This window comes from Amycolatopsis vastitatis (assembly GCF_002234595.1).
In the GTDB taxonomy this organism is placed as follows: Bacteria; Actinomycetota; Actinomycetes; order Mycobacteriales; family Pseudonocardiaceae; genus Amycolatopsis; species Amycolatopsis vastitatis.
Map to the genome: position 1 here is coordinate 52,020 of NZ_NMUL01000039.1, position 23,232 is coordinate 75,251.

At 71.6% G+C, this 23,232-nt stretch carries 25 protein-coding genes; 10 read left to right on the plus strand and 15 right to left on the minus strand.

Annotated features, from left to right (window positions below; translation table 11 throughout):
• Nucleotides 1–47 precede the first annotated feature (47 nt).
• Nucleotides 48–449, plus strand: a complete 402-nt coding sequence (locus CF165_RS33085; RefSeq protein WP_093951520.1) for a hypothetical protein — start codon at nucleotides 48–50, stop codon at nucleotides 447–449.
• On the opposite strand, the gene CF165_RS33090 is transcribed toward CF165_RS33085, so the two are convergent.
• Nucleotides 435–1,676 carry a PucR family transcriptional regulator gene (locus CF165_RS33090; protein ID WP_093951521.1) on the minus strand — a complete coding sequence of 414 codons (1,242 nt, stop codon included), beginning with the start codon at nucleotides 1,674–1,676 and terminating at the stop codon, nucleotides 435–437. The two genes, CF165_RS33085 and CF165_RS33090, sit on opposite strands and share 15 nt — an antisense overlap.
• A 111-nt stretch (nucleotides 1,677–1,787) precedes the next feature.
• Here CF165_RS33090 and CF165_RS33095 point away from each other — a divergent pair, with 111 nt between their 5' ends.
• On the plus strand, nucleotides 1,788–2,633 hold the full coding sequence (locus tag CF165_RS33095; protein ID WP_093951522.1) for an SGNH/GDSL hydrolase family protein: 846 nt from the start codon (nucleotides 1,788–1,790) through the stop codon (nucleotides 2,631–2,633).
• Here CF165_RS33095 and CF165_RS33100 read toward each other — a convergent pair.
• The 5 genes from CF165_RS33100 to CF165_RS33120 all read right to left on the minus strand — a co-directional run bounded on the left by CF165_RS33100 (nucleotide 2,623) and on the right by CF165_RS33120 (nucleotide 8,500).
• Complete coding sequence (locus CF165_RS33100) at nucleotides 2,623–3,141, minus strand: pyridoxamine 5'-phosphate oxidase family protein (protein WP_093951698.1); 519 nt, start codon at nucleotides 3,139–3,141, stop codon at nucleotides 2,623–2,625. The genes CF165_RS33095 and CF165_RS33100 overlap by 11 nt on opposite strands.
• A complete protein-coding gene (locus tag CF165_RS33105) occupies nucleotides 3,138–4,127 on the minus strand; it encodes an LLM class F420-dependent oxidoreductase (protein ID WP_093951523.1) in 990 nt (329 codons plus the stop codon). Before CF165_RS33105 ends, CF165_RS33100 begins: the two co-directional genes overlap by 4 nt.
• Nucleotides 4,124–5,317: an acetyl-CoA acetyltransferase gene (locus CF165_RS33110; protein ID WP_093951524.1), complete on the minus strand. Its 1,194-nt coding sequence runs from the start codon at nucleotides 5,315–5,317 to the stop codon at nucleotides 4,124–4,126. Before CF165_RS33110 ends, CF165_RS33105 begins: the two co-directional genes overlap by 4 nt.
• A 4-nt stretch (nucleotides 5,318–5,321) precedes the next feature.
• Nucleotides 5,322–6,953 carry a class I adenylate-forming enzyme family protein gene (locus CF165_RS33115; protein ID WP_240521913.1) on the minus strand — a complete coding sequence of 544 codons (1,632 nt, stop codon included), beginning with the start codon at nucleotides 6,951–6,953 and terminating at the stop codon, nucleotides 5,322–5,324.
• Nucleotides 6,954–7,027: 74 nt separating this feature from the next.
• Complete coding sequence (locus tag CF165_RS33120) at nucleotides 7,028–8,500, minus strand: carotenoid oxygenase family protein (RefSeq protein ID WP_093951526.1); 1,473 nt, start codon at nucleotides 8,498–8,500, stop codon at nucleotides 7,028–7,030.
• Nucleotides 8,501–8,626: 126 nt separating this feature from the next.
• On the opposite strand from CF165_RS33120, the gene CF165_RS33125 reads away from it, so the two are divergent.
• Together CF165_RS33125 and CF165_RS33130 are read left to right on the plus strand one after the other, a co-directional pair.
• Entirely contained in the window at nucleotides 8,627–9,583 is a 957-nt protein-coding gene (locus CF165_RS33125; RefSeq protein WP_093951527.1) for a winged helix-turn-helix transcriptional regulator, read from the plus strand.
• An 82-nt stretch (nucleotides 9,584–9,665) separates the two neighbouring features.
• Entirely contained in the window at nucleotides 9,666–9,851 is a 186-nt protein-coding gene (locus tag CF165_RS33130; RefSeq protein ID WP_086839736.1) for a DUF5302 domain-containing protein, read from the plus strand.
• 72 nt (nucleotides 9,852–9,923) lie between these two features.
• Here the strand turns inward: CF165_RS33130 and CF165_RS33135 are convergent, their stop codons facing one another.
• From CF165_RS33135 to CF165_RS33150, 4 genes are all read right to left on the minus strand, one after another.
• Entirely contained in the window at nucleotides 9,924–10,997 is a 1,074-nt protein-coding gene (locus CF165_RS33135; protein ID WP_093951528.1) for a Glu/Leu/Phe/Val dehydrogenase dimerization domain-containing protein, read from the minus strand.
• A 161-nt stretch (nucleotides 10,998–11,158) separates the two neighbouring features.
• Nucleotides 11,159–12,352, minus strand: coding sequence for a kynureninase (locus CF165_RS33140; RefSeq protein WP_093951529.1), 1,194 nt, complete (start codon nucleotides 12,350–12,352; stop codon nucleotides 11,159–11,161).
• Nucleotides 12,349–13,143: a tryptophan 2,3-dioxygenase gene (locus tag CF165_RS33145; RefSeq protein WP_093951530.1), complete on the minus strand. Its 795-nt coding sequence runs from the start codon at nucleotides 13,141–13,143 to the stop codon at nucleotides 12,349–12,351. Before CF165_RS33145 ends, CF165_RS33140 begins: the two co-directional genes overlap by 4 nt.
• The gene (locus CF165_RS33150) at nucleotides 13,140–13,955 is read right to left on the minus strand and encodes a PaaX family transcriptional regulator (protein WP_093951531.1); all 816 of its coding nucleotides are present in this window, start codon (nucleotides 13,953–13,955) and stop codon (nucleotides 13,140–13,142) included. Before CF165_RS33150 ends, CF165_RS33145 begins: the two co-directional genes overlap by 4 nt.
• Before the next feature lie 48 nt (nucleotides 13,956–14,003).
• Here CF165_RS33150 and CF165_RS33155 point away from each other — a divergent pair, with 48 nt between their 5' ends.
• The 5 genes from CF165_RS33155 (at nucleotide 14,004) to CF165_RS33175 (ending at nucleotide 18,144) form a co-directional block, all read left to right on the plus strand.
• Nucleotides 14,004–14,810: a creatininase family protein gene (locus CF165_RS33155; RefSeq protein WP_093951532.1), complete on the plus strand. Its 807-nt coding sequence runs from the start codon at nucleotides 14,004–14,006 to the stop codon at nucleotides 14,808–14,810.
• On the plus strand, nucleotides 14,803–16,323 hold the full coding sequence (locus CF165_RS33160) for a benzoate-CoA ligase family protein (protein WP_093951533.1): 1,521 nt from the start codon (nucleotides 14,803–14,805) through the stop codon (nucleotides 16,321–16,323). The genes CF165_RS33155 and CF165_RS33160 overlap by 8 nt, the downstream gene beginning before the upstream one ends.
• Nucleotides 16,320–17,012 carry an SDR family NAD(P)-dependent oxidoreductase gene (locus tag CF165_RS33165; protein ID WP_093951534.1) on the plus strand — a complete coding sequence of 231 codons (693 nt, stop codon included), beginning with the start codon at nucleotides 16,320–16,322 and terminating at the stop codon, nucleotides 17,010–17,012. The genes CF165_RS33160 and CF165_RS33165 overlap by 4 nt, the downstream gene beginning before the upstream one ends.
• The gene (locus CF165_RS33170) at nucleotides 17,009–17,836 is read left to right on the plus strand and encodes an enoyl-CoA hydratase family protein (protein WP_093951535.1); all 828 of its coding nucleotides are present in this window, start codon (nucleotides 17,009–17,011) and stop codon (nucleotides 17,834–17,836) included. Before CF165_RS33165 ends, CF165_RS33170 begins: the two co-directional genes overlap by 4 nt.
• 92 nt (nucleotides 17,837–17,928) lie before the next feature.
• Nucleotides 17,929–18,144, plus strand: coding sequence for a hypothetical protein (locus CF165_RS33175; RefSeq protein WP_143268715.1), 216 nt, complete (start codon nucleotides 17,929–17,931; stop codon nucleotides 18,142–18,144).
• 8 nt (nucleotides 18,145–18,152) lie between these two features.
• On the opposite strand, the gene CF165_RS33180 is transcribed toward CF165_RS33175, so the two are convergent.
• Genes CF165_RS33180 through CF165_RS33200 form a run of 5 tightly spaced genes read right to left on the minus strand, consistent with a single transcriptional unit; the run spans nucleotide 18,153 to nucleotide 21,933 of the window.
• Complete coding sequence (locus tag CF165_RS33180; protein WP_093951537.1) at nucleotides 18,153–18,542, minus strand: VOC family protein; 390 nt, start codon at nucleotides 18,540–18,542, stop codon at nucleotides 18,153–18,155.
• Nucleotides 18,542–19,459 carry an SMP-30/gluconolactonase/LRE family protein gene (locus CF165_RS33185; RefSeq protein WP_093951538.1) on the minus strand — a complete coding sequence of 306 codons (918 nt, stop codon included), beginning with the start codon at nucleotides 19,457–19,459 and terminating at the stop codon, nucleotides 18,542–18,544. The genes CF165_RS33180 and CF165_RS33185 overlap by 1 nt, the downstream gene beginning before the upstream one ends.
• 10 nt (nucleotides 19,460–19,469) lie before the next feature.
• A complete protein-coding gene (locus tag CF165_RS33190; RefSeq protein WP_093951539.1) occupies nucleotides 19,470–20,126 on the minus strand; it encodes a histidine phosphatase family protein in 657 nt (218 codons plus the stop codon).
• The gene (locus CF165_RS33195; RefSeq protein WP_093951540.1) at nucleotides 20,126–21,184 is read right to left on the minus strand and encodes a phosphotransferase family protein; all 1,059 of its coding nucleotides are present in this window, start codon (nucleotides 21,182–21,184) and stop codon (nucleotides 20,126–20,128) included. The genes CF165_RS33190 and CF165_RS33195 overlap by 1 nt, the downstream gene beginning before the upstream one ends.
• On the minus strand, nucleotides 21,181–21,933 hold the full coding sequence (locus tag CF165_RS33200) for an SDR family oxidoreductase (RefSeq protein WP_093951541.1): 753 nt from the start codon (nucleotides 21,931–21,933) through the stop codon (nucleotides 21,181–21,183). Before CF165_RS33200 ends, CF165_RS33195 begins: the two co-directional genes overlap by 4 nt.
• A gap of 378 nt (nucleotides 21,934–22,311) precedes the next feature.
• Between CF165_RS33200 and CF165_RS33205 the strand changes: the two genes are divergently transcribed.
• Nucleotides 22,312–23,232: a hypothetical protein gene (locus CF165_RS33205; protein WP_093951542.1), complete on the plus strand. Its 921-nt coding sequence runs from the start codon at nucleotides 22,312–22,314 to the stop codon at nucleotides 23,230–23,232.

Consider the following 23,232-nt stretch of genomic DNA (forward strand, 5'->3'; position numbering starts at 1 on the left):
GTGTCCTGGATCATGGCCTTCGACGCCGTCGAAACTGCACTGAGGACATGACAGCTGGGTTCGGGTTCCCGTACGGGTGTGTGGCCGCGATCGCGGCGGTGATCGTGGCGGACCTGGCCGGCGCGACGGGTCATCCGTGGTACGCGCTGGTCACGCTGGGCGCGGTCGTGCTGGCGGCCGCCTTCGAAACCTCGTTCGCCGCCGCGGCCGGGATCACCGTGGTCGCCTGGGGGCTGCACACCGGGTTCGTGCTCGGCCGCTTCGGCGAGCTGGCATTCGACGCGGCTTCGGCGCTCGCTGCGGTGGTCCTGACGGCCGCGCTGGCGGCGGGGACACTCGCCGGGCTGATCGCCCGGACGCCGTGGCCGGTTCGGGTGCCCGCGCCTCGCCGACCCGCGGAAGTGCGAGCCCGAGACCTCTCGCGGTCCCACCAGTCAAGCCCGGCGTGACCCCGAAGCCCGCCGGGCCGCGAGGGCCGCGATGACGCGGGGCAGGCCCGCCGGGTGGAGCGGGTCGACGCCGGTCAGGTCGCGGACCCGGCGGAGGCGGTAGTCGACCGTGTTCGGGTGGACGTGCAGCCGCGTTGCCGTTCGGCGGCGATTCGTGTCGAGGACCAGGTAGGTCGCCAGGGTCTCGACGAGTTCGGGGTGCGCGTCGAGCGGAGCGAGCAATGCCGCGAGCCGGTCACGGGCCGCGCCCGGGCGGGTCAGCTGGTACTCGACCAGGACGTCGTCGAGGCGGTAGAGGCCCGGTTCGCGGCCGAACCAGCGGAGCACGTCCAGGACGTCCGCGGTCTGCGCGGCCACCTCGCGGACCTCCTCCGGCGCCGCGGTGTCCGCCGCGGCGAGCACGGCCACGCCGGCCGCCTGGCCGGCCGTGTGCAGCAGTTGCCGCCATTCGGCGACGTCGGCCCATCGCCCGGCCAAGGGCAGCAGGACGAGCCCGCCGGGGCCGTCGAGCGACGCGAGCACACCGTCGCCGCAGCACCGTTCGAACGCCGCGAGGAAGCGGCGGAGCTTGCGGCGGACGGCGATTCCGGTGTCCACGTCCGGGGACTCCTCGTCGGCGTGCGGCCCGAGCTCGACGCTCAGGACGAGGTACCGCGCCGGCAGGGCGATCCCGGCGCTGCGGGCGACGACGTCGACCGGGCCGCCGTCGACGAGCACCGACAGCAGCGTCCGGCGCGCAGTGTGCTCCTGGCCGACCTTCGTGCGCAGCTCCTCGAGGTAGCCGCGGGTGACCGCGCCGGTGACGGTGCCGGCGAACGCGAGCACCCGGTCCGCGACTTCGAGAAGATCGGCGACGTCCGCGCTGCTCGCCGAAGCAGAGCCGACGGCGAAGATCTCCCGCGCGCCGACGTGGTACGCGGTCAGCACGGCCTCCAGCGGGAAGCCCTCCTCGGCGCGGCGGACCGCGGACGCGCCGATCTGCCGCAGCTCGGCGGCGTTGAGCTCGCGGTCCTCGCGCAGGCTCCGCGCGAACGCCCGAACCACCTGCCGGGCGATGCCCGCGATGTCGCCGGCCAGCTCCTCCACCGGCAGTCGCCGGTAATCGGCGACCTCGGCCTGGATGCGCGTGAGAACCCGGGAGACGAGTTCGGGCTCCTCCCGGGTGAGCCGCTCGTGCACGCGCTGTCCGCCGAGGGCGAGGTCCCCGCCACGCTTGTGCTCCGTCACAACCGATCCCCCCGTTCTCTGCACGGATTCCCAGTCAATCCGGCCACGCTGCGTGCCGATGGTGTCACGGAAGCCAATCATCGGCACAACGTCAAGGAGGACGGCGTGCGAGTGAGAACGACGGCGGTCATCGCGATCATGGTCACCGCGCTGGCGAGCGCGACGGCGGGCACGGCGACGGCGGGGACGGGCGGGGAGTACGTGGCGCTGGGCGATTCGGCGGCGGCCGGGCCGCTGATCCCGCCACCGGACCTCTCCTCTCCCGGCTGCCTCCGGTCGCTGCTCGACTACCCGCACGTCGCCGCGAAGGAGCTCGGCGTGCCGCTCGAAGACGTCACGTGCTCCGGCGCGACGACCGCGGACATGACCGCGCCGCAGCAGACGTCGGCCGGCCCGGTGCCGCCGCAGCTGGACGCGCTGAGCGCGCAGACCCGGATCGTGACGTTGACGATCGGCGGCAACGACGTCGGCCTGGTCGGTGCGGCGACGAGCTGCATCAACCTGCTTCCCGGGATCGTTCCGGACTGCGTCGACCGGTTCACCGCCGGCGGCCACGACCAGCTGGCCGAGAAGATCGCCGCGTTCGAGCCGGTGTGGGGCGCGCTGCTGGACGCGATCCACGCGCACGCGCCGAACGCCGACGTCCACGTCGCCGGGTACGGGACGTACCTGCGGCACAACGGGTGCTGGCCGATCGCGCCGCTCACCCCGCGCGACGCGAACTACATCCAGGGCAGCATCGACAAGACGAACGCGGCACTGGCCCGTCAGGCCGCCGCGCACAACGCTCACTACGTCGACGTGCGGACGGCTTCGATCGGGCACGACGTCTGCAAGGCGCCCGGTGTGAAGTGGTTCGAGAGCCTGATCCCGACGTCGGTCGCGGCGCCGCTGCACCCGAACGCCGACGGCATGGCCGCCATCGGCGGCTTGGTCGCCTCTTCGGTCAGCGGGTGAAGTCCCAGCGGCTGGCGCCGTAGGGTTCGGCGGTGGCGACGCCGATGGCGTGGTGCAGCGCGAGCCGGTACAGGTGCCAGGGCGCCGGCCCGGCGGTCGGTGCCATGAACGGGGCGGTGAACCCCTCGTCCATCACCGTCGCGGGCCAGCCGCCCTCGCCGTAGACGGCCGCGACTCGCTCCAGGGTCGCGGCATCGGTGACGCGGCGGGCCTCGCCTTCCATCGTGACGTCGAGGCCGCGCAGCCGCACCGACACGGTGCACGCCGGGTTCGCCGCCAGGTTGCGGGCCCGGCGCGTGCCCGGCCCGCTCACGAAATACAGGGTGTCGTCCACCCAGATGGCTCCGACGCCCGCGGCGTGCGGCCGCCCGTCGGGACGGACGGTCCCGACGAAGAACGTCAGGTTCTCGTGCGGCGTCTGGGTGGCGAGGAGGTCGCGCGCCCTGCTCCACGGCATCGTCGCGAGGCCGGACCGGTCGAGGTTCTTGGTTTCGGTGGCTTCAGTCATGCCCACGCGTCGAACGGGACGGCGGCGGATCGACACGCCGCGAGAGTTTTCGCGCCGCCGGGGTCGTCGTCGCTCGTGGCCGGGACGATCGCCAGCTCGTCGATGCCCGCCGCGGCGTACTCGGCGGCCTTCACGGCGATCTCGGCGCGGGACCCGAGCAACCCGACCGCGGCGATGGCCTCGACCGGCACCGCGGCCAGGAGTTCGCGCGGGTGCGGGCGGGTGCGCGCGAAGTCGACGAGGGCGCCGAAGCCTTCGGCGCGGAACATGTCGGCGTAGCCGGGCGCTGCGAGGTAGCCGACGACGCCGCGGCGAAGCTGTTCGACCTCGGCGGGGCCCGGATCGGCCGCACCGACCACCCAGGCAGCGACCGGCGGCGGCGTGCTGTCAATGCGCGAAGCGGCTTCGCGCAGTCCACGGACCAGCGTCGCCGCGGCCGCCGGACTGACCAGGTTGACGACCATCCGGTCGGCGTGCCGCGCGGCGACGTCGAGGGCGCGCGGGCCGAAGGCGGCGATCGTCAAAGGCGACTTCGGGGCGGCCAGCCGCAACCGGTAACCGGTCGAGCCGGCGACCTTGCCGTCCACAGTGGACTTCTCGCCGCCGAGAAGCTGCCGGACCGCGATCGCGGACTCCGCCAGCGCCGTGACCGCCCGGTCCCGCGAACGGCCGTGCCAGGCCCGCACCACGATGTCGCTGGACGTCCCCAAAGCGACCCCGGTCGACCGGCCCGTCAGCGCCGCCACCGACGCGACGCCCATGGCGATCGTCGCCGGGTCCCGCACGGTCACCGCCAGCGGGCCGAAGGTGAGGGAAATCCGCGAGGTCGCCGCGCCGATCGCCGTGCCGAGCGCGAAGGCGTCCCACGTCGCCATCTCGCCGATCCACAGCTCCGGGTACCCGGCGGCCTCGGCGGCGCGGGCGGTTTCCAGCGCCTCCTCCGGCGGGCGGTCCTGCCAGAGGCCCAGCGACACCGAAAGCTTCATGCGGCGGCCTGCACGATCATGGTGACCACTGTGGTGAACGAGCCGCCGACGTTCAACGTCAACGCCGTCCGCGCGCCGCCGACCTGCGTTTCGCCGGCCGTGCCCGAGACCTGCCGGGCCGCGTCGCGCAGCATGCGGACACCGGTCGCGCCGACCGGGTGACCGAGGCCGATCAGGCCGCCGCCCGGGTTGATCCCGGCCGCGTCGAGGCCGCCGCCGTCGATGAACCGGCCGCCGTCGCCGGGTGGTGCCGCGCCGAGGTGCTCCAGCGCGACCAGGCCGGTGATGGTGAAGCAGTCGTGCAGTTCGACGACGTCGAGCGCGTCGGGGCCGGGCACGCCGGCTCGCCGGTAGGCGTCGACGACGGCGCCGCGCAGGTGCGGGAACAGGTACTCGCCGCCGGAAGCGATCTTCGGCGCGAGGCCGATGTGCGCGGTGCGGTGCCCGAAGCCCGCGATGCGCGGGAACCCGCCGCCGAGCCGTTCGGCGAACGCGGGCGAGGCCAGCAGGACCGCCGCGGCGCCGTCGGTGATCCGGCCGCAGTCCTGTTTGCGCAAGCCGCCCTCGATGACGGGGTTGAGCTCGTCGTCGGGCCCGAACGCGCCCGCCGGGAAACGCCAGTCGCGGGCCTGGGCCAGCGGGTTCAGCGTCGCCCGGGCGAAGGCGTGCTCGGCGAACAGCCCGAGGTGCCCGGGATCGAGTCCATAACGTGAGTCGTACGCGGAAGCGACGTCCGCGAACAGCGCGGGCCACGGGAACTTCGCGGCGACGGCCTCATGCCCGGCCCACGCGGCGGATCCGAGGTGCTCGGCGGCCCGCTGCCCGTCGACGTTGCGCATCAGCTCGACCCCGATGACCAGCGCCAGGTCGTACCGGCCGGCTTCGAGGTCCGCGCACGCGGCGAGCACGGCGGTGCTGCCGGACGCGCACGCGGCTTCGTGCCGGGTCGACGGCACTCCGTCCAGCTCCGGGACGGCCGCCACCAGCAGCCCGCCGAGCTGGGCCTGGCCGGTGAACAGCTCCGCCGCGAGGTTTCCGACGTGCGCGACTTCGACGTCTTCGGCCGCGACACCGGCGTCCGCGAGAGCCGCGGGCACGACCTCGGCGAACAGCTCGAGGATCCCGCGCCCTTCCTTCGTGAAGTTGCGCGCGAAGTCGGTCTGTGCCCCGCCCAGCACGAACACCGTCATGACCTCACCCCAGGCTTTCCCGCAGCTGCCGCTTGAGGATCTTCCCCACCGGGTTGCGGGGAAGCGCGTCCGCGTATTCGAGCCGTTCCGGCAGCTTGAACGCGGCCACCTTGCGCTCCCGCAGGTACGCGACCAGCTCCTCCAGCGTCGGCTTGCGCGCGCCGGGCACGACGACCGCGCACACCCGCTCCCCCATGACGTCGTCGGGCACGCCGACGACGCCCACGTCGGCGACGTCCGGGTGGCCGGCCAGCAGGCCCTCGACTTCGGCCGGCGAGATGTTCATGCCGCCGCGGATCACGAGGTCCTTCATCCGGTCGACGTAGCGCAGGAACTCCCCGCGCTCGCCGGCGATCTCGAAGACGTCGCCGGTGCGGAAGTGCCCGTCGTCGTCGAACGCCGACGTGTCGAGCGGCTCGCCCATCTCCCGGAGATAACCGGCGAACACCGTCGGCCCGGCGATGTGCAGCTCGCCGGGGTGCCCGGGTTCGGTCACCCGCTCACCGGTGACCGGGTCGTGCAGCCGCACCGACGTCCAGCCGGCGACGGGCGTCGACCAGGTGACGGCGGAGGCGTAGTTCGGGAAGTAGCTCGCGCGCTGGTCCGGGTCCGGGATGTCCACCGGACCGGACAGCAGCGCGGTGCCCTCGTTGGAGCCGAAGAAGTTGATGATGTCGATGCCGTACCGCTGCGCCCAGGTGCGCACCAGCCACGGCGAGAGCGGGGCCGAGCCGGACCCGATCTTCCGCAGCGCGGAAATGTCCACTCCGGACAGTACTTTTTGGGACAGCACTGTTTCGTTGCGCAGCAGCATGGTCAGCAACGCCGGTGGCGCGAGCGTGTAGGTCACCCGCTCGGCCGCGAGCTGCCCCAGGAACACCGGCAGGTCGAACGGGTGGTGCGGGACGAACACGGCGCCGGTCAGCAGCCACGGCAGGAACATCCCGCCGATGCCGGCCATGTTCGTCATGGGGAACGGCGAGAGCAGGACGTCGTCGCGGGTCATCCCGGCGGCCTGGACGCAGCCGGCGGCCGTCGCCAGCCAGTCCCCGTGGCAGCGGGGGACCGCCTTCGGCTCGGCTTCGGTGCCGGACGTCCAGCAGATCGTCACGCAGTCGTCGACGTCGGTCTCGAGCGCGGACAGGTACTCGTCCAAAGCGGACTTCCCGGCTTCGGACAGCGGATCTTCGGGCCAGGCCAGGGCGCCGGCCGGTTCGTCGTCCCCCCTGGCGACGACGAACCGGACCGACGGCGCCGAAGCGCCTAGCCCAAGGGCCGCCCCGGCGAGCTCGTGCTCGCCGTATCTGGATGCGGTCACCACTCCCGCGGACCCGGTGCGCCGGCACATCGGGCCCAGCTCGTGCTCCCGGTAGGACACCGGGAACGGGGTGACGATCGCGCCGATCCGCACGATCGCGAGGAACGCCTGGACCAGGGCCGAGCAGTTCGGCAGCTGCACGGCCACGACGTCACCTGCTCGCACCCCTCTGGCGAGCAGGAACGCGGCCAGGACGTCGACGCGTTCGTCGAGCCGGTTCCAGGTCCACCGCACCGGGTCGCGTCCGACCAGTGCGGTGGTGTTCGGTGGATCGACCAGCGCGAGACCCTCCGGGTCGGCACTGACCCGCTCCTTCACGAGCTGGTCGATCGTCTCCGCGCTCCACCATCCCCGCGCCCGGAAGTCCCGGGCGCGACCCTCTCGATGGCATCTCATGAGCGGAGGTTTTCCAGCTGGTCCGCCCGGACCCAGGTCGCGTGAAAACCGAGCGGGACACGCTGGGGAAGCAGGACCCTGGCCACGGGTCCGGCAGCGAGATCGGTGGCGTCGAAGATGTCCAGTTCCGAGCGTCCCTCACGCTCGTCCTGCACGAACGTCACCAGATAACCGTCCGCCGAATCGACGGGTGCTCCTTCGCGGGGTGCGAACGGAGCCTCACTGCCCCACCGGCCGGGACCGAACCGGTATTCGGTCTTGTTGCCGGCAAGATTGTCGTGGCGCACCAGCCCGTCGAACTTCAGCGTCGATTCGGGCGAGATGTGCACCGTGTAGGAGTACCGGTTCCGCCTGCCGACGCCGCGGGCGTCGACGGTCGGGAACTCGGTGTTGCCGTCGTCGAGCGGCGTCTCGCGGCAGGCACCGGTCCGCAGGTCGAAGCGGTAGCGGTGCAGCTGGGCGTCGAGCCGCAGATAGGAGAGCATTTTCGCCAGCGGGGTGTGCGCGTCGGCTCGCGGCTGCGGGCGCTGCACGCGGCAGACGTCGAGGACGACCTCGTCGCCGTCCTCCCAGGCGTTGACGACGTGGTAGATGTAGCACGGGCTCGCTTCGAACCACCGGATCTGGCTACCGTCTCCGTAGCGTGGCATGACGCCGAAGCGGCTCGGCATCGAGCGGTCGAAGTGCAGCTTGTGACGGCCCTGCTCCGCCGCCTGCAGGTCCTGGACCAGCGGCAGGTCCATCAGCACCGCGTAGTGCTCGGTGATGGCCATGTCGTGCGGCAGGCGCGGGCCCGGCAGCTCGATCTCGGTGGTGTTCACGACCCGGCCGTCCGCGCTGATCACGCCGTACCGCAGGTACGGCGGGCGCGGCCCGTAGTCGAACCAGAACAGCTCGCCGGTGGTCTCGTCGACCTTGGGGTGGGCCATCATGTCGCCGACCAGCGTGCCGAGGAAGTCCTCGGCGCCCAGCGTCTCGAGCGACAGCGGGTCGACCGCGTACGGCGAGCCGCACAGGTACCAGGTGGCGAGGATCCGGCCGCGGTGGAAGACGACGTCGGTGTTGGCGTTGTCCTTGAGCCCCAGGCCGTGGGAGTTGCCGAACGGGTTGTCCGCCGGGTTCTCCATGACGCCGGTCCAGAGCGCCTTGCCCGCCGCGGACTCGGCCTCGAAGGCCTTCGTGCGGATCCAGCGGTTGCGGTAGCGGGCCTTGCCGTTCTCCAGGTGGACGGCGTGGATCATGCCGTCGCCGTCGAACCAGTGGTAGCGGCCTTCCGGGGCGAACCGCGGGTTCGGGCCGTTGCGCAGGTAGACGCCGTTGAGGTCCTTCGGGATCTCGCCGATGACCCGCAGGTCTTCCGCGTCGATCTCGGTGCCGACCGGGGCGTAGACGCCGAGCAGGTAGGGGTTCGCCTCGTCGGTGTCCGCCGTCCTGGCCACCATCAGCGGCTGTTCGGAGGTCCTGGTCATCGGGCTGCTCCCTGGCTGCGCGGGCTGTTGGAGATGAGACTATGATTTGTGTACCCAGGTGTCAATAGGCTTCTTTTGATGTAGTCAGGTACGCTTGGGCCGCAGAGAGCAATCGAGGGGATGACAGTGACCGAAGCGACCGCGCACCGCGTCCGACCGGCGGGAGATCCGCTGCGAAGAGCGCTGGAACTGGTCGGCGACCAGTGGACGCTGCTCATCCTGCAGAGCCTGTTCCTGCGCTTCCGGCGGTACGAGGAGTTGCGCCTGCGGCTCGGCATTTCCCCGACCGCGCTGTCCGGGCGCCTGCGGGACATGGTGGACGCGGGCATGCTCACCCGCGTGCCGTACCGGGACGCCCGCCGCACGCGGCACGAGTACCGGCTCACCGAACGCGGCCTGGAGCTGTGGCCGCTGCTGATCTGCATCTGGGCGTGGGAGCGCGAGTGGGTCGAAGGCCGCCGCGAGGTGCTGCCGACGCTGATCCACCTCGACTGCGAGCTGGCTACATCAGCGCCCCTCGGCTGCGCCGCCTGCGGGCGCCGCGTCGACGCGCGAGACGTCCGCGCGGAACGCCTCGACAGCACCGGCGTCGCCGCCGCGACCGCGTCCAAGCGCTTCCGCCGCAAGGACGCCGAATCCCTCGCCGGCGACCCGATGATGTTCTTCCCCGACACCATGGAGCTGCTCGGCGACCGCTGGTCGACCGGCCTGGTCGTCTCGGCACTGCTCGGCTGCCGGCACTTCTCGGAGTTCGAGCGCGAGCTGGGCATCGGCCCGAGCGTGCTGTCGGCCCGGCTGAGCAAGCTCGTCGAGGTCGGCGTCCTGCGCACCGGCACGGCGAAGACCCGCACCGACGCCCGCGACTACCGGCTGACGGCGAAGGGCCTGGCGTTCTTCCCGGCGCTCGCGTTCATCGCCGAGTGGTCACGCGGGTTCGAGGTGGCCGGCCAGGAGCCGGACATCACGCTGCACCACGTCGAATGCGGCAACCGGCTGCGGCCGATGCTGCTGTGCGACCACTGCGGCCGCCCGCTGACCCGCACGTCGGTGCAGTTCGGCGGCGTGCCGTCCCCCAAACGCTGAAGGGTGACACAAATCGGCTCGCCAAGCGGTTTGAGTGGTGACAGGCTGGAGCGGTCACACGTCGTCGTTTTCGGAGGTAAGCATGAGTGAACCGACCCCGTCGCCCAGCGGCGAGGAGGACGACGTCAAGCGCAAGTTCCGCGAGGCACTGGAACGCAAGCAGGCCCACGCCCGGTCGGGCGCGTCGCACGAGAACGCCGGCGGCAAGAACCAGCACGCCCACGGCCCGGCGGCCAACAAGCGGACCTTCCGCCGCAAGAGCGGCTGAGCTTTCGCGCTCCCCGAGGGGCACCTTCATGGCCATGGTGTCCATGAGGGTGCCCCTCGTGACGTTCCGGAACTAGACGGTCAGGATGGAGCGCAGCCGCCCGACCTCGGCCATCCGCCGCTCGGCGAGCCGGTCGGCCGCCGTCGCCGGGGGCACGCCCTCGGTGTCGGCCAGCGCGAACACGGCCTTCGTCGTGTCGTAGATGGCCGTCGTCTTGCGCTTCGCGCGGTCGAAGTCGAAGCCGTGCCGCTCGTCGTCGACCTGGATGACGCCGCCGGCGTTCACCAGGTAGTCCGGCGCGTACAGGACGCCGCGGTCGGCGAGCTGCTTGTCGATGCCGGCGTGGGCGAGCTGGTTGTTCGCCGCGCCGCAGACGACGCGGGCGCCGAGCACCGGCACGGTTTCGTCGTTCAGCACGCCGCCGAGGGCGCACGGCGCGAAGACGTCCAGCTCGGACCGCAGCAGGGTGTCCACATCGGACGCCACCTGGACGTCGCCGTACACCGACCGGGTGCGCTCGATGGCCGGCGACCACACGTCGGTGATCGTCACCTGCGCGCCGGCGTCCACGAGGTGCCCGACGAGGATGTGCCCGACCTTGCCGACGCCGGCCACGCCGACGCGCTTGCCCGCCAGGTCCGGGCTGCCCCAGACGTGCTCGGCCGAGGCCCGCATGCCCTGGTAGACGCCGAACGCGGTGAGCACGGACGAGTCGCCCGCCCCGCCGTCCTCGGGCGAGCGGCCGGTGACGTACTGGCACTCGCGAGCCACGACGTCCATGTCGTGGACGTACGTGCCCACGTCGCACGCCGTGATGTAGCGGCCGCCCAGGGACTGCACGAAACGCCCGTACGCGCGCAGCAGCGCTTCGGACTTGAGCGTCTTCGGGTCGCCGATGATGACGGCCTTGCCGCCGCCGAGGTCGAGCCCGGCCAGCGCGTTCTTGTACGCCATGCCCTTGGACAGCGCGAGGACGTCGTCGAGCGCGTCGGATTCGGTGGCGTAGGGGTGGAAGCGCGTCCCGCCCAGCGCGGGACCGAGCGCGGTGGAGTAGATGCCGATGATGGCCTTCAGGCCACTGGCCGCGTCGTGGCAGTACACGACTTGTTCGTGCCCGGTGCCCCGGGCGAACACTCCTTCGGTCACGGTGGTGACTCCTTTGTCTCCCGCGCCCGGTTCGTGGCCGGGACGCGCTTCACGGGGGTTGTCGGAAACCCGGCGCGGAGGTCGTCCGCCCGGGTGCCCGGGATCAACCTAGATCTTCGCCGTGCGCCGGACCAGTGGCGGTCCGGGATACGAACGGGTGATCAGCCTCGGACCACCGTGCCGAGGGTGCCCATCGCCGTCTCCAGCTGCGTGTCGGAGAGGTACGGCGCGGGGCCGAAGCGCAGGTAGGGGCCCCGGCTGTCGGTGCGGACGCCGTGAGCGGCCAGCGCCGCCTGCAGCCCGGCGGCGTCGGCGCAGCGCAGCGAGAGGAACCCGCCGAGCATCCCGGGCGGCGTCTCGCGGTCGCGGGTGACGACGTCCTCGGGCAGCGCGAGCTTGTCGAACACCGACGCGAGCAGCCCCACCTGGTGCTGCGAAACCTCGCGCAGGAACTCCGGGGTCAGCCCCTGCTCGGCGAAGAACCGCTGGACCCGGACGCCGCGGTAGTGGCTGGCCGGGTCGTAGGTCGCGCCGGCGAACCGGTCGCCGCCGGTGGCGTACGGGACCTTGCCGGGGTGCCGCTCGTCGGCGAGCGCGCCGAACTCGGCGTACCAGCCGGTGATCACCGGCCGCAGCTCCTGGGCGTGGGCCGGCAGCCGCAGGAAGCAGTTGCCCTCGCCCAGCTGGAGGTACTTGTAGCCGCCGCCGAGCACCCAGGCGTTGGTGAGCCCGAGGTCGTGCAGCGGGAACGGCACGACGCCGAGCGCGTGGTAGGCGTCGACGACGAGCTCGATCGAGCGGCCGCGGCAGACGTCGGCGAGGTGCGCCAGCCCGGGCACGAGCCTCGACGTCTCGAACAGCACCGCCGAGACGAGCACCGCCGCGGTGTTGCCGTCGACCTCCGCGGCGACGCGCTCGGCGAGCGTCTTCACCGGGTCGAGCGGCACCCGCACGACCTCGACGCCCTCCTCTTCGAGGCGGGCGAGCTGACGGCGCAGGGTGTGGAACTCGCCGTCGGTGGTGACCAGCCGCGGCCGCCGCGGCAGCTCCATCGCCGAGAGGAACCGCAGCACCAGGTCGTGCGTGCTCGCGCCGAGCGCGTACTCGCCGTGCGGGTCGCCGAGCAGCAGGCGGAAGCCCGCGCGCAGCTCGTCCGCCTTCGCGAAGGCGCGCTCCCACTTCACGTCGACGTCGCGCGCAGCGTCGGCGAAGGACTCGAGCAGTCCCTCCTCCGCGACGTCCGGCCAGGCCTGGTGCGAGTGCCCGGACAGCAGGAGGCGTTCGGCCACCGCGAACCGGGAGTAGTGCGCGGCGAGGGCGTTGTCGTCCGCGCGCAGATCGTCCAAAGTGGTCAAAGTCGGCTCCGTACGGCCCAGAGATCCGGGAACATCGGCTGGAACAGCGTGGTACGCAGGTACGTAGCGCCGGATGATCCTCCTGTCCCGGTCTTGTCGCCGATGGTGCGTTCGACCATCTTCACGTGCCGGTAGCGCCACTCCTGCATCCCTTCGTCGAGATCGACCAGAGACTCCGCGACGACCGAGGGTCCCCCGTCGTCGCTGTACACGTCCAGCAATATCGCCTGCAGGGCCGGGGACGGCTCCACCGGTCGAGTGACGTCTCGGTCACACTCGACTGGGTAGCCGGAAGCCTTGAGGTACGCGAGAAAAGAGTCGAACAACGACGGGCGCGCCATCGCGTCGGCGATGCGTTTCCGCTGTTCGCCGTCTTCCGGGTAGTGCGCGAACACGCGCTCGTCACGGCGCCCGAGCACCGCCTCCAGCTCGCGGAACTGGGCCGACTGGAAGCCGCTCGAAGCGTCCAAACGGGCGCGGAAACTGGTGAACTGGCTGGGCGTCATGGTCTCCAGCACGTCGATCTGCGCGACGGCGACCTTGAGGATCGTCAGGATCCGGCGCAGCGTGCGGATGGAGTGCGCGGTGTTGCCCGCCAGGAGGTTCTCCTGCAGGAAGGTCATTTCGTGCAGGATCTGCTTGAACCACAGTTCGTAGACCTGGTGGATCACGATGAACAGCAGCTCGTCGTGCTCGTCCGACCGCGTGCGCTGCGCGTTCAGCACGTCGTCCAGCGCGAGGTACGAGGTGTAGCTCAGCGCTTCCTGGGTCGCTTGACTGGTTTCCGTCATCCTTGGGTCACCTCGTCGAAATGGCGCTGAGCGGGGTCCGCGAGCGCGGCGTACAAATCGTGGAACAGCTCGACGGCCGCCGCCCGGCGATCCGGTGCGGGCACCAGGTCGGCGGGCAGTTCGGGGTCGAGCGAGGGGAACGCCCGGAACGTGTGCACCAGGCGGGTCCGGACCTCGAACGCTTCGGCGTCCGAAACGTCCTTGTCCGCGTACCCGCCGAACTGGCCGACGAACGCGGTGTACCGCGCGGCCAGGTCGTCGAGGTCCCAGGCCCGCCCGGCGAAGCGGCGGACGTCCAGCGCGGCCGACGGCCGGCCGAGCAGCAGCCCGGCGTGCTCGGTGACGTCGAGTTCGCCGAGCAGGGCGACGACCTCGGCCTCGCGATCGTGCGGGGCGATCCAGGTGCCGTCCTGATAGGGCCCGAACCCGAGGAACCGCAGCCGCCTGACCAGGCGTTCCCTGGCCTGCCGCCGGCTCTCCGGGATGCTCTGCCACAGCACGGTCCACTCGCCGGCGGCGCGCTCGCGGCGGCCGAGGGAGAAGATCCGGTGGTCGCCGTCGGCGAGCAGGGCGATGGTGCGCCGGGTCAGCGAGTAGTGCACGGTGCGGCCTTCGCGGTGGCGCTGCAGCAGGCCGCGGCGCACCAGGCGGGTGAGCGCGATGCGGGCGGCGCCGTCGGAGAAACCCAGCTCGGCGAGCACCGCGACCAGGCCGCCCGACCACACCCGGCGGGTCTCACGCGGGTGCACGTAGCTGCCCAGCAACGTCACGACCAGCTCCTGGGGGCTGGCTTCGAAGGCGTCGGCGGGCATGAACGCAACTCTATACACCTCAGGCCGCTGCGGTGTAGCTTGATTTGCGTGACGTACTTCGCGGACCTCAGCTCGCCGCAGGTGGCCGCACTTGTGGACGGCCCCCGCGTCCCGGTCCTGCTGCTCCCGCTGGGCGCGATCGAGCCGCACGGCCCGCACGCGCCACTGGGCACCGACCCGCTGATCTCGCGCGGGATGTGCGAGCGCGCGGCCGAGCGGCTGGCCGCCGACGAGGACGTCCACGTGCTGGTCCTGCCCGAGGTGCCCTACGGCGTGACGCGGTTCGCGTCCGGGTTCGCCGGCGGCGTCCACATCGGCGAGGAGACGCTGCACTCGCTGCTCGTCGACATCGGCGCGTCGCTGATCGGCCAGCGCCTGCGCCGGATCCTGCTGGTCAACAACCACTTCGAGCCCGCGCACCTGGTCACGCTGCGGCGGGCGGTGGAGACGCTGAACTTCGCCTACGACGGACGCGTCGCCCTGCTCGACCTGGTCCGGCGGCGGCACGCGCAGCGGCTGACCGAGGAGTTCCGGTCCGGCGAGTGCCACGCCGGGCGGTACGAGACGTCGCTGGTGCTCGCCGACCGGCCCGAGCTGGTCGACCAGGCGCTGATGCGGACGCTGCCGCACGTGCCGGTCAGTTTGACAGCGGCGCGAAGCGCCTCCGTTGAGGGTGGTGGCGGGGGCATGGATGGATTGGCGGCGGCCCCCGAAGACGGCGGGTTCCGCGCCATGGGGATGCCCGAGGCGTACTGCGGCAAGCCCGCCGAGGCGACCGCCGAAGAAGGCACCGAGACGTTCTCGACGTTGACCGACCTGCTGGTGGAAGCGATCCGGGAGCTGGCCGGTGAGTGAGCCGTTCAACCTCGCCACGCACTTCCTCGACCGGCACGTGACCGAGGGCCGCGGCGACCGGACCGCCCTGCTCGTCGGGGATCGTTCGATCAGCTACGCGCAGCTGGCGCGGCTCACCAACCGCGTGGGTCACGTGCTGCTCGACGCGGGTGTCCGAAAAGGACAGCGCGTGCTGCTGGCGCTGAGCGACGGTGACGAGTTCGTCGCGGCGTGGTACGGCGCGCAGAAGATCGGCGCGGTCACCGCCGAGGTCTACCCGTTCCTGCAGCCGAAGGACTACGCGTACTACCTCGGCTACACCGAAGCCGCCGTGGTGCTCGCGGACGCTGTCACGCTGCCCGCGTTGCGCGAGGCGGGTGCCCGGAACCTGCTGGTCACCGGCGTGCCAGAGGACGAGCTGCGCCCGGGTGAACGTCCATTCCGGACGCTCGTCGACGCGGCGCCGGACACCCTCGGAGCGGCGCCGACCACCGTGGACGACGTCGGGATCTGGAAGTTCACCACCGGCAGCACCGGTGCGCCCAAGGCGTGCGTGCATCCCTTGCGCAGTCCGCTGGAGAGCTTCGAACGGTACGCCGTCCAGGTGCTCGGCCTGCGTGAGGACGACCGGATTCTCGCCGTCCCCAAGCTGTTCTTCGGGTACGCGCGCGACCTGGTGGCGCTGTTCCCGTTCGGCGTCGGCGCCGCCGGGATCGCCTTCCCCGAGCGCAGCACCGCGGACCTGATCTTCGAGCTGATCGCCCGCCACCGCCCGACCGTGCTGGTCAACGTGCCGACCATGATGAGCGCGATGGTCGCGCACCCGGCCGCGGCCGGGCAGGACCTGAGCTGCCTGCGGATGACGACGTCGGCGGGTGAGGCACTGCCCTCGGAGCTGCACCGCAAGTGGGACGCGGCCTTCGGCGTGCCGGTCGTCGACGGGATCGGCTCGTCCGAGGCGTACCACATCTACCTGTCGAACCGGCCGGGGCAAGCTCGCGTCGGCACGCTCGGCACCGAGGTGCCCGGGTACTCGGCACAGGTCGTCGACGAGCTCGGAAAACCGTTGCCGGACGGGGAGATCGGGCCGTTGCGGGTCACCGGCCCGACGATCGCGCTGGAGTACTTCGGCGACCCGGAGAGGTCCGCGCGGACGTTCGACGGCGACACGCTCACCTCCGGCGACCTCTTCAGCCGCGACCCGGACGGGTGCTTCCGCCACCACGGGCGCGCCGACGCGCTGCTCAAGGTCGGCGGCGTGTTCGTCGCGCCCGGCGAGATCGAGGACTGCCTGCTCGGCCACGCTGCGGTGATGGACTGCGCGGTGGTCGGTCACGAGGCCGAGGGGCTGGTCGTCCCGCGCGCGTACGTCGTGCTGCGGCCGGGTTCCGCGGTCTCCGCCGATGAGCTGAAGAACCACGCGAAAGCCCACCTGGCCAAGCACAAGTACCCCCGCGAGGTGGTCTTCATGCCGGAACTCCCCCGCACCGCCAACGGAAAACTCGACCGGCGCGCCCTGGCGGGCCGCCCGTGAGCCGCCTGGTCGTGGTCACCGGCGGCACGCGCGGCATCGGCGCGGCGATCGCGGCCCGGTTCCGCGCTGCGGGTGACACGGTGCTCGCGCCGGGCCGGGCCGAATGCGACGTCACCGACGAGGAAGCCGTCGCGGCCTATTTCGCGTCGGCGGAGCCGGTGGACGTGCTGGTCAACAACGCCGGGATCTCTTCGAGCGCCCCGGTGGCGCGGACTTCGCTCGACGACTGGCGCGAGCAATTCGAGGTGAACGCGACGGGCGCTTTCCTGTGCACGCGCGCAGTTCTGGACGGGATGCGTTCGCGCGACAGCGGCCGGATCGTCACGGTGGCGTCGACGGCCTCGCACGTCGGCTACCGCTACACGGCCGGATACACGGCGTCGAAGCATGCGGCCGTCGGATTCATGCGCGCCGTGGCGGCGGAGCTGGCCGGCACCGGCGTCACGGCGAACGCGGTGTGCCCGGCATTCGTCCGCACCGACATGACGGCGACCTCGGTGGCGAGGATCGTCTCGCGGTCCGGACGTTCCTCTTCGGAAGCGGAATCCGCGTTGGCGGCGGCGTCCCCGCTCGGCCGGCTGCTGGAACCTTCGGAGGTGGCCTTCGCCGTCTCCTTCCTGGCGGCGCCGGAAGCCGCCGCGATCAACGGCCAGACCCTCGTACTCGACGGCGGAGGAATCCAGTCATGAGCCCGTTCCGCGCGACCGCACCGCTGACGAAGGAGTGGGAACACTTCGAGTTCACCGTGGCCGACGGCGTCGCCACAGTCACGTTCGACCGGCCCGAGAAGCTGAACGCGCTGACCTTCGACGTCTACGCCGACCTGCGGGACCTCATCATCGAGCTGCCGCAGCACGAAGACGTCCGGGTGCTGGTGATCACCGGCCGCGGCCGCGGGTTCTGCTCCGGCGGCGACGTCGAGGAGATCATCGGCGAGCTGCAGAAGTTCGAGACCGCGGAGCTGCTGGAGTTCACGCGCATGACCGGCGCGGTGGTGAAGGCGCTGCGCGAGTGCCCGCTGCCGGTGATCGCGGCGGTCAACGGCGTCGCGGCGGGCGCGGGTTCGGTGATCGCGCTGGCCAGCGACTTCCGGCTGCTGGCGGAGTCGGCGAAGTTCGCGTTCCTGTTCACGAAGGTGGGGTTGGCGGGCGCGGACATGGGGTCGGCGTACCTGCTGCCGCGCCTGGTGGGACTGGGCCGCGCGACGGAGCTGCTGATCCTGGGCGACAAGGTATCGGCTTCTCGGGCGGCGGAGATCGGGCTGGCTTCACAGGTGGTTTCCGATGAGGAGCTGCCTGCCACTGCCGCGGCCTTGGCGCGGCGGCTGGCCGATGGTCCGGCGTTGGCGTACGCGACGACGAAGGTGCTGCTGACCCGTGAGCTGGACATGGACCTGGGCAGTGCGATCGAGCTGGAGGCGATCACGCAGGCGCTGCTGATGACGGCCAAGGACCACAAGGAGTTCTACGCGGCCTGGACCGCGGGGCGGGAGCCGCGCTGGACGGGCCGCTGAGCCGTCCCAGGCCGGGTTTGGGAGCGGGCAATCCGGGCATTCTTCCTTCGACCGGCTGAGGGGAAGAATCCATGGTGCGGAACGAGAGGCCGTTGTCCAAGCTCGAATCGTGGGCGGTCGGCCACCGGGTGTGGGCGTGCCTGTTCGTCGCCGTCCTCGGTGGCGTGCTCGCCTGGTGGCTGACGGTGAAATACGACCGGCCGAGCACCGGTGAGTTCGTTTTCTGGGCCCTGATCGTGATTCCGCTCGGGATCGGGCACACGTGGTTCGTCCTCACCCGCCTCAAGCGCCGGCGCAGCCGGGCCTGAGCAGCGCGTCAGGGCACCACTTCGGCGAGGCCGATGAGGTTGCCCTCGCTGTCGCGGAACCACGCGGCCCGCTCGCCGCTGCCCTTGCTCGGGTAGTTGCCGTCGATCTCCATGATGCCGCCGCGCATGCCTTCGTACTCCTCGAAGACGACGCCGCGCTCCCGCAGCACGGCGACCGTCGCTTCGAGGTCGTCGACGTAGAAGGCGACCTGCGTGAACGATCCGTCCGACACCCCTGTCGAGGCGTACAGGCAGAAAACGCCCGACGCACCTTCGTAACGCAGGCCGCTTCTCCGTTCTTCGACGGCCTCGAGCCCGAGCTTTTCCGCGTACCAGCGCCGGGCGCGGGCCAGGTCCTGGGTGGGGATGCGCGCTTCGATCCGGACGTTGCTCAGCATTACCCGATGGTAGGTGTCACCGCGATCGCCGACTCCTCCAAAGAGCCGAAATACAGCTTCCCCCGCCACTCGCGGACACCCACGAGCATGTGGAACCCGGGGATCTCGCCGCGCAGCTCGCGTTCGACCTTGCCGTCCGCCGCGACGCCCAGCACCCCCACCTCGCGGCCCGGACGGGGCTGCAACGACGTCGGGAGCGCGCGGATCCCCGCGCGCAAGAAGGCCGGGAGGCGGCGCGCCACGTCCAGCGCCGCCACCCGGGGCGACGCCTGCGTGACCCAGATGAGCCCGTCCGTGCCGGTCGAGATGTTGTCCGGGAAACCCCACAGACCGTCGACGAACACGTCGGACCGGCCGTCGGAAAGCCGCACGCGTGAAACCCGGAACGCGCCCGTCTCGGCCACCGCGACGAACGACTCGTCCGGGGCCAGCGCGACGCCGTTCGCGAACTGGAGGCCGTCGAGCAGCAGGTCGATCGAGCCGTCCGGGGAGCGCCGGAGCAGGCGGCCGCCCGCCGTCTGCTCGATGAGGTCGTCGCGCCACCTGTCGATGCCGAACCGGCGGGAGGAGTCGGTGAAGTAGATCGTGCCGTCCGCGGCCACCGCGGCGTTGTTGCAGAACACGAAGTCCAGGCCGAGGGCCGACGTGGCGAGCACCGATGGCGTCCCGCCCGACAAGGGCACCACCAGCAGCCCGGCCCGCGCGTCGCAGATCAGCAGCTCGTCGTCGCCGTACAGCTCCAGCCCCAGCGGGCGGCCGCCGGTGTCGGCGACGACGTCGATGTGCCGTCCGTCGGGCGAGACACGCAGGACGCGCCCGTCGTCGACGCCGGTGTAGACCCGGCCTTCGCCGTCTACCACGACGTCCTCCGGGCCGTGGCCGCCGACCGGGATGAGCGTGACGTCACCGAACCGCATCGGGTGCCTCCTACCGGTAGGTGAGCAACGAGGCCGCGTCCGCCTCGAAGTGCGGGTGCTCGTTGAACGACAGCAGCGTGACGCCGCCGCGTCCGGACACCAGCTTCGTGATGCCGCCGTTGACCGTGACGCGGTTGAGCTTGAGCAGGCCGGTCTCGGGGGTGCCCATGAGCAGGCCGCAGACCGTGGCGATCACGCCGCCGGAGGTGAACACGACCGCGTGCTCGCCCTTGCCCAGCGAGACGACGAGGTCGGCGAGGGCGTCACGGCACCGCGAGAGGAACGCGGGCCACGTCTCGGCGCACGGCCCGTCGGCGCCGGCCGACGTCCACGCCGTGAGCGCCGCGTCGAGGAGCCCTTGGTAGGCCCGGGAATCCTCCTGCGGTGCCCCGCCGGCGTGGTGCAGCGCGATGTCGACGTGGTCGTACTCGTTCCAGCGCGGGTCTTCGACCACCGGGACGTCGGTACCGAGCGCCTTCAGCGCCGTGGCCGCCGTGTCGCGCTGCCGGGCCAGCGTACCCGAGCGGATCTGGCTGAAGGAGACGTTGCGCCGCAGCAGTTCCGCACCGACCACAGTGGACTGTTCGAAGCCGCGCGGGGACAGCGCGTCGTAGTCGGACGCGCCGAACGACGCCTGTCCGTGCCGGACCAGGTAGATCGCGCCCACTAGACCCGTCCCTTCGCGATGATCTCCCGGCAGCGCCAGTCGAGGTAGCCGACGAACTGCCAGAAGTCCTTGAACGCCGGGTTGCGGGTGGCGCCGTCGTGGTAACGCCGGTACAGCTGCTGCAGCACGGCCGCGAGCCGGAACAGGCCGTAGACCTCGTAGAACCGCCAGTCGCCGATCTCGAGCCCGGTCTTTTCGGCGTAGCGGGCGACGAACTCCTCGCGGGTGAACATGCCCGGCAGGTGCGTCGGCTGCCGACGGCTGGCGTGCATGACGTCGTCGTCGCCGGCCTCGACCCAGTAGGCCAGCATGCTGCCGAGCTCCATCAGCGGGTCGCCGAGCGTGGCCATCTCCCAGTCGAGCACGCCGGTGATGTTCAGCGTCTCCGGGCCGTCCAGGACCAGGTTGTCGAGCCGGTAGTCGTTGTGGATCAGGCAGATCTTCACCTCGGCGGGCTGGTTCTCCGCCAGCCACGCGCGCACTTCGGCGAAGTCGCCGACGTTCTCCGTGCGCGCCGCGACGTACCGCTCCGACCAGCCGCGGATCTGCCGTCCGACGTAGCCCGCACCCTTGCCGAGATCGGCGAGCCCGGCCTTCCCGACGTCGACGGCGTGCAGGTCCACGAGCCGGTCCACGACCTTGCCGGACAGCTCCCGCGCCTGCTCCGGTGTCAGCGTCATTCCCTCGGGCAGGTCGCCGCGCAGGATCAGGCCGTCGAGCTTCTCCATGACGTAGAAGTCGCCACCGAGCACGCGCTCGTCGTCGCCGAACGCCAGCATCCGCGGCACGTACGGGAACACCGGCTTCAGCGCGTGCTGGACGCGGTACTCGCGCCGCATGTCGTGCGCCGACGCGGCCTTGTGCCCGGCGGGCGGGCGGCGCAGGATCAGCTCCCGGTCCGGGTAGGTCAGCTGGTAGGTCAGGTTCGACGCGCCACCGGGGAACTGCCGGACGAGCGGCGGTTCGTCTCCGAGGCCCTCGACCTTCGTGCTCAGCCAGGCGTGCACCGCGGCCGCGTCGAAGGCGTCCTCCGCGCGGACCTCGACCGGGGCGTTCACGCGATCTTCCGCAGCAGCGAGCCCGGCAGCAGGCGCATGACGACGCTCAGCGGCACCCACGGCCACGCCGGGACGTAGGCGCGCGCCGGCTCGGCCTCGATCGCCTTGGCCAGCGCCCTGGCGCCGCGCTCGGCCTTGGCCAGCAGCGGGTTCCGGCCGATCCGGTCGTTCATCTCCGACTCGATGTAGCCGGGCCGGACGTCGGTGACGGTGATGCCCTTGCGCTTCAGCTCGATCCGGGTGCCGTCGACGAACGCCGAGATCCCCACCTTCGAAGCGGCGTACGCGGTGAGGCTGCCCGGGAAGCCGCGGAGCGCGGTGAACGAGGAGACCACCGCCAGGTGCCCGTGGCCCTGCTCGCGGAAGATCCCGGCGGCGGCTTCGATCTGGGCCGCGGCCGCGACGAAGTTGACTTCGAGGGTCTGGCGGTTGGCGTCGAACCGGCCCGTGCCGACCGGCTGCCCCTTCCCGAGCCCGGCGTTCACAATCACCCGATCGAGGGAGCCGAGTTCGGCGCGGAACTCCTCGAAGACGGTGAACACGCGGTCGTGGTCGGTGACGTCGAGAGTGCGCGTGACGACCTTGATCCCCGGGTGCGCGGCGGTCAGCTCGGCGGCCAGCTTCTCGAGCCGCTCGGTCCGCCGTGCGCACAGCGCCAGGTTGCGCCCCTTAGCCGCGAACCGGCGGGCCATTCCTTCGCCCAACCCGCTGCTGGCGCCGGTGATCAGGATGTTCTGCCGGAGCGTCATGTCCCGGATGCTACCCGGTGGTAACAAGACCGGTGGCCCGGCGCTGGGGGCGTCGCCGGGCCACCGGTCATCGCGCGGCCACACCGGCCGGTCGCACAACGCGGCCGGGTGAACCGGAGCCGGACCCGCTCTCGCGGCCGGTCACCTGCGCCCGGATGGGCCGTGAGGGGGAGGCGGAGCCACCGGCGCAGGCAAGTTATGTAAGCGTGCCCGCCCAGGCCGGGGCAATGGTTCACAGTTGCCAGTACTAGCCCGTTCGCCCGAATGACCCCCTGCGGGCGGCCGTGGGCAAGAGGGGCGCTGGGGGTACCCCGGATCCTGCTAACGTGCTCCGTGTCGGAGATCCAGGGGGACGGCACGGGGCGGGTCGGATCGGCAATGGCGGGCAGCACGGGCGGTCAGGACGGTGAGCGCACCGCGTTCGCGACTCAGCTGCGCGCGGCCATCGCCACCAGCGGGCTGTCGCTCGACCGGATCCAGGCGCGGCTGCGGGCCCGCGGCGTCGTCGTCAGCGTGACGGCGCTCAGCTACTGGCAGTCCGGGAAACGGCAGCCGGAGCGCCAGAGCTCGCTGTCGGCCGTCCGGACGCTCGAAGACATCCTCGACATCCCCGCCGGTGCCCTGCTCGGGCTGCTGCCGCCGCCCAGGCCGCGCGGCGGCGCCGGGAAGCGGCACACCCGCGAGCCGATGGCTTTCCCGCGTGAAGTGCTGCAGCCGCTGCTGGACAAGGTCGGCGCGCCGCAGGCACTGGAGCGCCCGCACCCGCTGAAGCTGGTCGGGCTGCACGACCTGTGCGAAATCGCCGAGGACGGCGGCCAGCGCGCCGTCACCGCCCGCGCGGTGTTCCAGGCGGCCGCGGACGGCCAGGACCGCTGGCTGCTGATCTACACCCAGGACGACCCCGCGGCGGGCCCGCCGGAGCTGCACGCCGTGCGCAACTGCCGGGTCGGCCGCGCCGAGGTCGACGAAGCCCACGGCCTCATCGTCGCCGAACTGCTCTTCGGCACGCAGATCAACCGGGGCGAGACGCACCTGATCGAGTACACGCTGACCAACAGCGGGCCGCCGTACCCGGAGTGCCGCAACACCCACTACCGCGAGTTCCGCCGCCCGGTGCCGGAGTACCTGCTGGAGGTCCGGTTCGCGCCGGGCACCGCGCCCGGCAGCTGCTGGCAGTACTCCCGCCACGGCACGACCGGCACGCTCGCCCGGCGCCCCCTCAAGCTCGACGGCGCCGACGGCGTCCACGCGGTGGCGGTGGACTTCGGCCCCGGCGTCTTCGGCATCGACTGGGACTGA